The organism is Pseudoalteromonas sp. SR43-3 (genome assembly GCF_014163875.1).
Taxonomy (GTDB): Bacteria; Pseudomonadota; Gammaproteobacteria; order Enterobacterales; family Alteromonadaceae; genus Pseudoalteromonas; species Pseudoalteromonas distincta.
On sequence record NZ_JACJEC010000003.1, the window covers coordinates 21239 to 33141 of the forward strand.

At 40.5% G+C, this 11903-nt stretch carries 11 protein-coding genes; all 11 read left to right on the forward strand.

Features of this window, described 5'->3' with window-relative positions; translation table 11 throughout:
• Positions 1 to 12: 12 nt before the first annotated feature.
• The 11 genes from H5088_RS04625 to H5088_RS04675 all read left to right on the forward strand — a co-directional run bounded on the left by H5088_RS04625 (position 13) and on the right by H5088_RS04675 (position 11902).
• Positions 13 to 585, forward strand: a complete 573-nt coding sequence (locus tag H5088_RS04625) for a prepilin-type N-terminal cleavage/methylation domain-containing protein (RefSeq protein WP_182752295.1) — start codon at positions 13 to 15, stop codon at positions 583 to 585.
• 9 nt (positions 586 to 594) lie between these two features.
• Positions 595 to 1086 carry a type II secretion system protein gene (locus tag H5088_RS04630; protein WP_182752296.1) on the forward strand — a complete coding sequence of 164 codons (492 nt, stop codon included), beginning with the start codon at positions 595 to 597 and terminating at the stop codon, positions 1084 to 1086.
• Positions 1073 to 1612, forward strand: a complete 540-nt coding sequence (locus H5088_RS04635) for a prepilin-type N-terminal cleavage/methylation domain-containing protein (RefSeq protein WP_182752297.1) — start codon at positions 1073 to 1075, stop codon at positions 1610 to 1612. The genes H5088_RS04630 and H5088_RS04635 overlap by 14 nt, the downstream gene beginning before the upstream one ends.
• Positions 1612 to 2454, forward strand: coding sequence for a type II secretion system protein J (locus H5088_RS04640; RefSeq protein WP_182752298.1), 843 nt, complete (start codon positions 1612 to 1614; stop codon positions 2452 to 2454). Before H5088_RS04635 ends, H5088_RS04640 begins: the two co-directional genes overlap by 1 nt.
• Positions 2444 to 2935: an agglutinin biogenesis protein MshP gene (locus H5088_RS04645; protein ID WP_182752299.1), complete on the forward strand. Its 492-nt coding sequence runs from the start codon at positions 2444 to 2446 to the stop codon at positions 2933 to 2935. The genes H5088_RS04640 and H5088_RS04645 overlap by 11 nt, the downstream gene beginning before the upstream one ends.
• Positions 2932 to 6672 (forward strand): H-type lectin domain-containing protein, encoded by a 3741-nt coding sequence (locus tag H5088_RS04650; protein ID WP_182752300.1) that lies wholly within the window; start codon positions 2932 to 2934, stop codon positions 6670 to 6672. Before H5088_RS04645 ends, H5088_RS04650 begins: the two co-directional genes overlap by 4 nt.
• Before the next feature lie 121 nt (positions 6673 to 6793).
• Entirely contained in the window at positions 6794 to 8842 is a 2049-nt protein-coding gene (locus tag H5088_RS04655) for a formylglycine-generating enzyme family protein (RefSeq protein ID WP_024605452.1), read from the forward strand.
• A 133-nt stretch (positions 8843 to 8975) separates the two neighbouring features.
• Complete coding sequence (locus tag H5088_RS04660) at positions 8976 to 10019, forward strand: rod shape-determining protein (RefSeq protein ID WP_002958401.1); 1044 nt, start codon at positions 8976 to 8978, stop codon at positions 10017 to 10019.
• Positions 10019 to 10861 (forward strand): rod shape-determining protein MreC, encoded by an 843-nt coding sequence (gene mreC / locus H5088_RS04665; RefSeq protein WP_173400216.1) that lies wholly within the window; start codon positions 10019 to 10021, stop codon positions 10859 to 10861. Before H5088_RS04660 ends, mreC begins: the two co-directional genes overlap by 1 nt.
• On the forward strand, positions 10854 to 11333 hold the full coding sequence (gene mreD, locus H5088_RS04670) for a rod shape-determining protein MreD (protein ID WP_002958403.1): 480 nt from the start codon (positions 10854 to 10856) through the stop codon (positions 11331 to 11333). Before mreC ends, mreD begins: the two co-directional genes overlap by 8 nt.
• Positions 11333 to 11902, forward strand: coding sequence for a nucleoside triphosphate pyrophosphatase (locus H5088_RS04675; protein ID WP_002958404.1), 570 nt, complete (start codon positions 11333 to 11335; stop codon positions 11900 to 11902). The genes mreD and H5088_RS04675 overlap by 1 nt, the downstream gene beginning before the upstream one ends.
• Position 11903 lies beyond the last annotated feature (1 nt).

The window sequence follows — 11903 nt, forward strand, 5'->3', positions numbered from 1 at the left end:
AGAGGCTTACTTATGAAAACGCAATCGTTAAAAAGTTTACCAATGAATAAACAAGCAGGTTTTACACTTGTTGAATTGATCATCGTAATTGTTATTTTAGGCATTTTAGCTGTTACTGCAGCACCTCGTTTTTTAAACTTGCAAGGTGATGCAAATGCTTCAACACTTGAAGGCTTACAAGGCTCTATTCGCAGTGGTATGAATATTGTGAATGGTAAGGCTATTATTGCTAGCACGCAAAAGGAAGACACAGAAATTGTTGCAGTTGATACAGGAAATGTTGCTATTGTGTATGGCTATCCAGCTGCAACAGAGGCTGCATTTGAAGCATTTTTGGATGTGGATTTCGATGGTACTGGAGCTGATTTGGCAGACTTTAACCTTGTAGTAACGGCTAATGGTACTAACGGCCCGACTAATGCTGGTAGTGTACCAAAAGTTACTATTTACCCTAATAGTTACACTGCAACAGGGACACCAGCTACAGATGATGAATGTCGTATTGAGTACACTGAAGCAACGGCATCTACTGGACCAGTGAAAATAACACCACCTAAGGTTGAACTTTTCACGGACGATTGTTAATTTATATAAATGAAAAGCAGTAGTAAGCAACGATTGCGTGGCTTCACACTCATTGAGTTAATTATTACTCTAGTGATATTGGGAATACTGTCGGTAACGGCAGTTCCCAAATTTCTGGGCAGCTCAACAGAAAATGCATACTCATATCGAGACCGTACTTTAAATGCACTGAGAACAGTGCAGTTACGTGCAATGCAAAATACAGCGACAACAAGTTGCCATACTCTTTATATAAACTCCACACTTATTGCTCCCCCCACACCTGATACATGTATCGGTGGCGCTGATGTAAACAACACCGATCATTTAGTAGTACAAATAAACACGCAAAGAAGTGATATAACATTTAGCGCTTTAGATAGTAACGCAAATATATTTACCCAAATTAGTTTTGATCCTTTAGGTAAATCAAATCAAACTTGTACTACGCAGTGTCGAATAGACGTTGGATTAGCTGGTGTATGCATAAGTGGAGAAGGGCTAATATATGCGTGCCCCTAAAGTAAAAGGTTTTACTTTAATTGAGCTTATTATTGGCATAGTTATGTTTGCGATTGCATTGAGCATTATTACAGCTTTAATTGCCCCACAAGCCAAAAAAAGTGCAGAGCCGATTGTGGCTTTAAGAGCCTCTGAATTTGGCCAATCACTAATGAACGAAATTCAAAGTAAATCATTTGATGAACACAGCGACAGAAGCTCTCCTTTTAAGCGGTGTGGCGAAATATCTATAGGTGCTGAGGCTTGTACCGCACCTGCTGACTTAGGAGTAGATAACTCAGAAACCAGAACCAGTTATAACGATGTAGATGACTATATTGCACTGTCTAACCAGCCTATTACTAATAGCCTTGGTGAGGTGTTAAGCCAATACAGTGACTTTAACTTAGTTATTACAGTCCAATACGATAGCGACTTTAACGAATTGACCATTAACGATGGCACAACCTTTAAGCGTATTACTATAGAAGTAACATCACCCTTAGGCGAAGTTTATGGATTTAGTGCATACAAAGGGAATTACTAATGCAAAGAGCTAAATACCAAAATGCATTTACCCTTATAGAACTATTACTTGTCATGGTTATTATTGGTATTTTAGCCGTAAGTGCATTTTCATTTATTGGTGCTGGAGTCAGTATTTATTCGCAAGGTGTTGAACGCCAAGAAGCAGTAGCCCAGGCCCGCTTTTTAATAACGCGACTTAGTAAAGAGCTTCGCCACGCTACACCAAATTCGTTAAGGCTTTCTTGCGATAACAGCACTAGCGGAGCGTGCAGTGCTCAGCAGTGCTTAGAATTTACGCCGTTTTTATCGGCGACTCACTATACAAATTACTTACCTACCGTAGCGCCTTTTAATGTTAGCGCTGTTGATTTTGAACTTAATAATTTAACGCAGCCGCAAGCTGGAGATTGGGCAACTATTTACCCATTAAGCAGCGCTGATATATACGATGAGAATAATAATAAGCGTTTAAAACTATCAGCATTTAATAGCTCCACCACTAGTGCAATTGATGAGTGGCAATTTAGTAAAGCATTTGCCCAAGAGTCGCCGAGTAAGCGCCTTTATTTACTCTCTCAACCTGTAAGTTTTTGCGTTGAAGGGCAGTATTTATATAGATATACCAATTACGGTTTTATTGTTAATCAATTAGATGCCGTGAGCTTACAAATAAGCAGTGGTGTTAAACGTGATTTATTAGGTATTTACATTGCCAATAATTTAGCGAGCGATTTATTTTTTACTCTTGATGCGCTCTCCCTACAAAGAAACGCTGTGCTTAATGTGAATGCGCAAATGCAATTTAACGATACTGAAGTAATGAATTTTAACCATGAGGTGCATATTCCTAATGTACCTTAAAAAAAATCATCACGGAAAAGCCTTACCCAGTAAACAAAAAGGGAACTTAATAATTGTTTCTTTGGTAATTATTGTTGCTTTATTAGCACTAGGATTAGCATTAGTTAAAGTGCTTTCTGGTGCATCTCAACAAAATACCATTGAGTATTACGGCGCTCGCGCTTTTATGGCGGCGCAAAGTGGATTAGAAAGTGGTTTAACGCAACTCTTTCCAATAAATAGCTCAGTGCAAAGCTGTGCATCAGTTACAACTAATTTAACCTTTCAAACTGCATATTTAGCTAATTGTAACGTGCTGGTGAGTTGCGATGAATATATAGACCTACCCGACAGCAGCACAACAAACGGGCTTGTTAATATTTATTACTTACAAAGTAGTGCAACGTGCGCCGCAATTGATTGCCCTGCAGGAAATGAATGCAGAAAGGATTATTGGGAAACACAAAGAACACTCAGTGTGGAGGCTAAAACTTTACCATGATAAAAAGTGCATTAGTCATTATATTTTTTAGCTGCGTGTTACTTTGTAATCACGCAAATGCAGTGCCTCCAAAAATCGAGGGCCGTTATATAGAGCTGCAAGATACATACACATCGCCTGTTTGGACAAAAGTAAATTTTCAACAGCAATATATAACGCCTCCTGCTGTATTTATGCTCTCAACCAACCAAGGTGGAAACCCTGCAATAATAAGAATACGTAATATAACCACAACTAGCTTTGAGGCCTTACCGCTTGAACCTTCAGGAGAAGATGGTGGACATATTAGTATGGGGGCGCACTATTTAGCTGTTGAGTATGGTGTGCATCAATTTCCAGACGGCACAATTATGGAAGTGGGCAGTACAGACTTATTACTCGAATTACAGTATGGCTCTAAGTCTGGCTTTGCTCCACTGACACCTAAAGGCTATAAGTCTTTAACATTTGCTGAACCGTTTACTCAAAGGCCAAACTTTTTCCATTCGTTACAAACACTCAATAGCATAGACAGCAATCCACCTTCTGAGGCATTAATTCCGTTTTTAACAGTTGCAGTAGAAAGTAATTCTCTATCTGCCAGCGGCGTTAATATTGCTTTAGAGGCATCTGAAACAGCACTTGGGCTCATAAAAAACGAAACTGTTGCTTACATGGCAGTGGAGCCAGGAAGTAACCGCACATTTACTGACGATAATGGCGTTGAGGTATCGTGGGAAACTTTTTTCACAGGCTTTGAAATTGACGGTTGGAGCGATGGCTGTAATTACTTTAGTTTTACTAATAACTTTAGTGTGGCTCCTTTGGTGGTTGCAAGTAAAAACTCACGCCAAGAAGATGATGGCGGGTGGCTACGCAGCTGTAACCTAAGAACTGACAGGCTTGGGCTTGTTGTTGACGAAGACCGTGATGGCGATAACGAGCGCCGTCACGTAAACGAGGAAGCATCAATACTCGCCATGACCAGTACCTTTGTATTTAATGGTGATATTTTAGATTGTGATACGTTATTCCCAGGCGCTATTTCTACTTATAACAACGGTGAAGTACAGCTGGTGCAGGGGGTAGAAATAACCGATGGTAATGCGCAGTTTGTCACCACCACAAATTTAATTTCTACAGCGCTGACGAGCCCTCCTTTATGTAATGGTCAGACGTGTGTTGCTGGTGGTTATAACTCTTTAGAGCCCAATCAAGCGGCGCAGGTGCCAACGGTTACAAACGATGGTAGTTCAACAGGGCCCGTACCTACGTCTTTAGCTGGCGACTATTATTACGATGAGTTGCAGTTAAGTATGCTGGAAACACAATACAGAGTAACAGCGCCTACACGTATTTTTTTAAAAGACACAACCTCACTTCTATCAACTTCATTTTTGAATATAGGTAAAACAAATATAGTAGTAGAAACTGGCGCGTACTTGGCTATTTATGTCGATGGTGCGGTTGCTATTGCAGCCGATGCAAATATTGCGGGCTATATTGTTGCCACTGGTGAGGTAAGAATCGCTCAAAATGTGACGTATCAGGGGTCAATTACATCGGCTACTCAAATTATTACCGAAGGGAGCTCAACGTTTGACGCTCTACCAGTACCCGAAAGTATCCCTGGTTTTTGTGGCATTTATATACCAGAAACCCTAGATCATTATCGTTTAACAATCAGCGATAATAATGCTCTAACGTGTGAAGCTAAAGAAATGACACTCACAGCCTGTGCAAATGACGCCTGCGATTTATTATTCGCAGAGCCGTCTAGTTTAAACCTTTCTCCAGATAATAGTGGTCAGCAAAGTTGGGTTACGGGGGAGAATATTAATTTTACAGGATCAGCGGTTGTCGAATTTGCTAAACGCACCACAGGCAGTGTTACATTTGGATACAACACTGCAGAACCTTCAGCACCTCTTCGTTGTTATATCGGTGGTAATAATGTTGGTTTGAGTGGCTGTAAAGTTACGTTTTCTGATGCCGGATTTATTTTTAATAATGATACAGATGGAAATACTACCATTCCAACTCAGCTATCAGCAAAACCCTCAAGTACAGGCTTTAATGCAAAAGCGTTATCTATCCAGGCGGTAAAAACTAATACCACTACGGGCGTATGTGAAGCGGCATTTCCTGCAGGTGGTGATGTAAGCTTAGATTTATCGTATACATGCAGTGCTGGTGCAAGTTGCTCTGATACGGTTTCACTTAGTAATAACAATAATACCTTTGCGGTAGAGCAAGCAGCTAAATCGTTCATACTAAACTTTGATAGTGAGTCTAAAGCTCCGATTGTTATAAATTATCCCGATGCAGGAAAGTTGAGTTTAAATGTAAATACCAATTTAATTTTAGACCCAGTCACTAATTTATCAGTAAATTTAACGGGGAGTTCAAATGAGTATGTTGTAAAGCCATTTGGATTAGCGATGGAAGTTGCAAGTGATGGTTATGCAGCAGATGCCAATGGGAGTTTATTTAGATTAACTGGCGAAGCATTTGATTTAAAGATGAATGCGGTGCAATGGCAAACAGGGCAAGACACTAACAACGATGGTTACCCAGATAACTACAGCAATATAATAAATAACACCATTGCCAAGCACTTTATTACAGAGCAACCACTTGTAGAGGCATTACTTAAAGCGCCTACGCCAGGCGTTCAAGGTACGCTTGAAGCGATGAGCACTGTTGCCTTTAGTGACACAGGCAGTTTGAGTGAATCTATATCGCAGTATAATTACGACCAAGTTGGCATCATTGATTTAACAGCAGGTCTGCAAGATGCCGATTACTTTGGCGCGGGAGATGTAAAAGGTGAATTATATAATATTGGTCGTTTTGCACCTTCGCAGTTTCAGGTAGTGGGGGTTCAAGCTGCCGCACAATGCACGCAATACGGCAGTAATTTAACTTACCTTGATCAACCTTTTGAACTTGGCTTTACAGTACAAGCGCTAAATCAAAATGGTGAGCTAATGGCTAATTATAAAGAGGGCTTTGATAAGTCCAGTGTAGAGGTTAATGCCGAAAATAATGAAGTAGCTAACTATGTACCCGCAACTAATTTTGCTAGCCGATTAGTAAACCTAGGAAATAATAACTGGGGAGATATAAGTGACGGCCAGTGGCAAATGAGCCAAATAAACACCACACTTCAAAGATTAGGTGTAGGGCAAGCAGATGGACCGTTTGCTATGGTGAGTTTAATGGTAACGCTTTCTAACATAGAAGGAGCAACGCTCATTGATGCAAATGATAAACCTAATACACAAGCAGCATGCTCGGGTGGCTGTAATAGCGTAAGACTAAATACATTACCAATAGAGTTTAAATTTGGACGCTTAGTCCTTGGTAATAACGCAGGCTCCGATCTCGACCCTTTACTTATTCCTATGCAGGCTCAGTATTACAACGGCAGTGGATTTGTAAATAACGCAGAAGATAACTGTAGTGTATTTGATCATACCCAAATCACTCAAATATCACCTAACAGCCCGCAGTTAGCCTATGAATATGGAACGGGTGTATCTGGCCAGTTAGAGGCGGGAGTGTATCCGGCAAACAATGGTATTTATGCGCAGCCAAATGGTTTGGGTGAATTTACCTTAGAATATAATACTTATGATTGGTTAAAGTGGGATTGGCAGGGGGATGAAACACAGCTTGATCCTCGTACTATTTTACAATTTGGACGCTTTCGAGGAAATGATCGGGTTATTTACTGGCGTGAAACACGCGAATAGTTGTAAACTAAGATAATAATTGAACAAAGCTTGTGTTTTGTGCTGCAAGTACATAGCATAAGGCTTTAATTATAAAAAATAATAACGACCAAATAATTGCCGCTTTTTGGGACTGGAATATATGCGAATTACTCCTTTATCTCTGTTAATTTCAGCTAGTTTGTTAGCTAGTAGTGCATTTGCACAAGACACAGCTACAGTAACTGGAATTGAGTCAGAGATTAGTGTTAAACAGACAGAATACGATAACTCGACAAGAATACTTGAAAAACATCTTAAAGAAGAAAGTCAGTTACAAAATCAACTAGAGCTACTTCGTTCTCGTTCTACAGAGCTAGATAAAGAAAAAAACCAAGCGCTCGATGCGATGAACGAAATGTACCGTCGTTTAATTGACGATCCCACTATTAATATTAGTGCGGCTCAATCACGCTATCAAAAAGCGGTGATTGATCATAAGCAAAACAAAGATGATATTTCTATGCAGTTGGCGGCAATTGCATCCCACCGTAAAGATATAGAGCAAATTCGTGTTGCTAAGCATACGCTTTTAAATACTTTAGAAAGTTTAAAAGAGCAGTTAACTACAGCCAGAGTAGAGCGTTTACGTAACGAGTTTACACGTGAAGGCACGCTTGAAGTTAACCATACGATTAACTGTAAGCGAACAGAAACGCTAGCGGCGTGTGAGCAACGCGGTCAGCAAATGGGGCTACAAAAAGCAACTAAGCGCTTTGTAGATCAAATATTTGCAAACTTAACAGAAGAGCGCATTGTTGAGCCAAAACGTAATTTGGCGGGCGCTCAAGTACAAATATTAAGTAGCCATGTAGTTAACAGTGCATTTAGCGGCCAAGGTAACTACAACGTTAACTTAAGCGTAACCATGCGCGGCGAAGTAAACAGTAGCCGTTTATGTAGCTTATTAAGCATTGATAACCGTTATTGTTCTGAGTACGGCACGCCACTTACTGCTGCTTATCAACCCGCGTATAACAATACATTTACTGATAGTCAGTTAACATTCAGTAATAGCGCGGATAATAGCAACACTGTGTCGGTTTCTCGTTTAGAAAAGCAGCCAGTACGTGATTATTCAGTTAAACCTGCATCGGTGAAAAAAGATTACCCTTCTATCCTTAATAAGAAGAAGGATCAATCAATAGAGCTGACATTACGATCAAACGTATACGACGATGAAGTGTTTATCGATGGTGTAAGCTTCGGCTCAACACGCTTGATCACACGTTTACCGCCGGGTATTCACAACATTGAAATACGTAAACTAGGCTATAAGCCTTATCAAGTTCGTGTTGATTTAAATAAAGCACAAACAATTAATGCAAATTTGGTAAAAAAGCCTAAGTCGATTGCTGCACCGACCTATACTCGAGAGCAACCAGAAGTAACAACACGCCAGGTTAGTGAAAACGTTAATGTATTAAATGCAAACGTTGAAACGCCGGTTGTCGTTATTCCTGCAGGCAAATTTAAAATGGGCGATATCAATGGCAATGGTTTAGCTAATGAACGTCCAGTAATTGAAAAAGTAATAGCAAATTCTTTCGCTATGCAAAGTAAAGAAGTAACCGTAGGTGCCTACGAAAAATTTGTAGCAAATACAGGTTATAAAACTCAAGCGGAAAAAAATAAAGGGTGTGCGTATTATTTAAATGGCGAACCAGTATGGGAAGCAAATTTAAATTGGCGTAATCCTGGTTTTGAGCAAGGCAGTGACTTTCCTGCTGTATGTTTAACTTATAACGATGCAAAAGCTTACGCTGAGTGGTTATCGGGTCAAACAGGGCAGCAATTTCGTTTACCTAACGAAGTTGAGTGGGAATACGCAGCACGTGCAGGAACCGAAACAGAATACCCTTGGGGTAACGAAATTGGTAAAAACCTAGCTAACTGTGGTTGGTGTGGTAGTGAATGGTCAAATAGACGTGCATCACCAGTAGGTTCTTTTTCTCCAAATGCATTTGGATTATACGATACCGTAGGCAATGTATGGGAATGGACCGATAAAGAATCAGGTGAGTCTGATGTAGCAGTAAGAGGCGGAGCGTGGAATTTTGCACCAAGCCTTGCTCGTGCATCTACGCGTTTAATTTTAGCGCCTGATTTTAGATCTAACTACATTGGTTTTCGCTTAGTTCGCGAACGATAAACTCAATTAAGGAAGCTTTGCTTCCTTTTTTCACAAATTCACAAAGGCGCTGCGCTTTATATTGCTCATATAGTTGAGCATGTTAAAGTGAGGCAGCTAATATAAGAACGTATTTCAAAGGTCATCCAGCCTCATGTTTAAAAAACTCCGTGGTATTTTTTCTAACGATCTATCGATCGACTTGGGTACAGCCAATACCCTAATTTATGTAAAAGAAGAAGGTATTGTATTAAACGAACCTTCTGTTGTTGCTATTCGCCAAGAACGCGCTGGTGGACCTAAAAGTGTTGCATCTGTAGGTACAGAAGCAAAACAAATGCTAGGCCGTACACCGGGAAATATTAAAGCAATCCGTCCAATGAAAGACGGTGTAATTGCTGATTTTTATGTAACTGAAAAAATGTTACAACATTTCATTAAGCAAGTGCATAACAATAACTTTATGCGCCCAAGTCCGCGTGTACTAATTTGTGTACCGTGTGGTGCTACTCAAGTAGAAAAACGTGCAATACGTGAATCTGCAATGGGTGCCGGTGCTCGTGAAGTTTACTTAATTGAAGAACCAATGGCAGCAGCTATTGGCGCAGGTTTACCAGTATCAGAAGCAACAGGTTCTATGGTTGTTGATATTGGTGGTGGTACAACTGAAGTGGCTATTATTTCACTTAACGGTGTTGTTTACTCATCATCTGTTCGTATTGGTGGCGATAAGTTTGACGAAGCTATTATTAATTATGTACGTCGTAACTTTGGTAGCTTAATTGGTGAAGCGACAGCTGAAAATATTAAGCATCAAATTGGCTCTGCGTTCAAAACTGATGAGCCAATCGAAATTGAAGTGCGCGGTCGTAACCTTGCCGAAGGTGTTCCGCGTTCATTCACGCTTAACTCACACGAAATCCTAGAAGCTCTACAAGAGCCGTTAATGGGTATTGTGAGTGCAGTAATGGTTGCACTTGAGCAATCACCACCTGAGCTGGCATCAGATATCTCTGCGCACGGCATGGTACTTACTGGCGGTGGTGCATTGTTAAAAGATTTAGACCGTTTATTAATGGAAGAAACGGGTATTCCGGTTGTTGTAGCTGATGATCCACTTACGTGTGTTGCGCGTGGTGGTGGTAAAGCATTAGAAATGATCGATGTTCATGGTGGTGACGTTTTTAGTTACGACTAATGAAATTAATGTTTGGACGCACAGTCTCTTTGCAACTGCGACTTTTTGTCGCAGTGCTTTTGAGTATCGTACTCATAGTTGGAGACAGATATACGCAAGGTGGTACCGTTGTTCGTACCAGCCTTAATACTCTAGTTAGCCCACTAATCTATGTTGCTAATTTACCCTACGAATTATTTAGCTTAAGTGCTAAAAGCCTGCATACGCGGGATCAACTTCTTACTGAAAACGAAGCGCTGAAAAAAAAGCAAATGCTACAAAGCGAGCAACTTCAGCAGTATCAATTTCTAGCCAGAGAAAATCAAAAACTGCGCGCCTTATTAGGCTCATCTGCAAAGCAATCAAATCGTAAAATTATTGCTCAGGTACTTTCTGTACATTCAAACCCGTATAGTCATCAGGTTGTTATTAACCGTGGTACAACTGACGGGCTTAGTGAAGGCCAAGCTGTAATTGATGAAATGGGTGTAGTAGGGCAGCTTACAAAGGTTGGTTCAACAACTTCACGCGTGCTACTAATGACCGACACCACACATGCCACACCTGTGCGTATACTTCGTAACGATGTACGAACGGTTGTTGAAGGCATAGGTAAAATTAACGTCGTTAAGCTCTCTCACGTTCCACACAGTTTAGATGTGCGAATTGGCGATGTACTTGTTACATCGGGTTTAGGGGGCACATTCCCCGAAGGATACCCGGTGGCAGTAGTAACTGAAATAAATCGTGATGAAGGGCGACCGTTTGCACAAGTTTTTGCAGAACCTATTGCGCAACTAGATCGTATTCGTTTGCTGGTTATTTTATGGCGTAATCAACAGGAGCAAATCAGCGATGATTAACCGTTATTCATTGTTAATTGCGCTAAGCATCTTTTTTGCGTTAATAATGGCACTGATGCCACTTCCATTTTCGTTTGAACCATTTAGACCTGACTGGGTTTTACTTGTACTTATGTATTGGTCGCTAGCAGTACCACATCGTTTAAATATTGGTACTGCTTGGGTCGTTGGTTTATTAATAGATTTAGCGTCTGGCTCACCGCTGGGCGTGAACTCGCTTACATTCTCGGTATGTATTTTTGTAACCGCGAGCAACTTTCAAAAAATTCGTAACTTTTCGCTTTGGCAACAAAGCCTACTAATTGGTTTATTTTTAACGCTGTATCACTTAATGCAGTTTTGGCTAAATCACTTTTTGTTAGGGGTTTATTTTAATCCACAGTACTTATGGCCAGTAGCAACCGGAATGGTTAGCTGGTTTTGGGTTTTTTTACTACTTCGTAAATATCGCAGACATTTTAGGATCAGGTAATGACTACCGCAGTATATTTGGCATCAGCCTCTCCCCGTCGTAAAGAGTTATTAAGCCAATTAGGTGTCGAATTTACACAGTTTAGTGTTGATGCAGATGAAAGCCCACTTCCAAACGAGCAACCTAGAGCTCTTGTTGAGCGTTTAGCGCGCTTGAAAGCCCAAAGCGGTGTAGAGCTTGGATATACCGATCGCCCTGTACTTGGTAGTGATACCGTGGTTGTTATAGACAACGAGTCATTGGGTAAACCTCGCGATAAAAACGATTTTACACACACGTTAAAACGCCTATCGGGTAACACGCATCAAGTTCTTACCGCAGTTGCATTTGCGACGCAAAATGATGTGCTTAGCTGTGTTGTAAGCACAGATGTTACTTTTAAAACCTTAACAGATGAAGAAATTAATGCTTATTGGGAGTCAGGTGAGCCACAAGATAAAGCCGGTGGCTATGGTATCCAAGGTTTAGGCGGCCGCTTTGTAACTCACATTGCGGGTAGCTATTTTTCTGTTGTAGGCTTACCTTTATATGAAACCGAACAATTATTAAAAACATTCTTAAGAAGGTAAC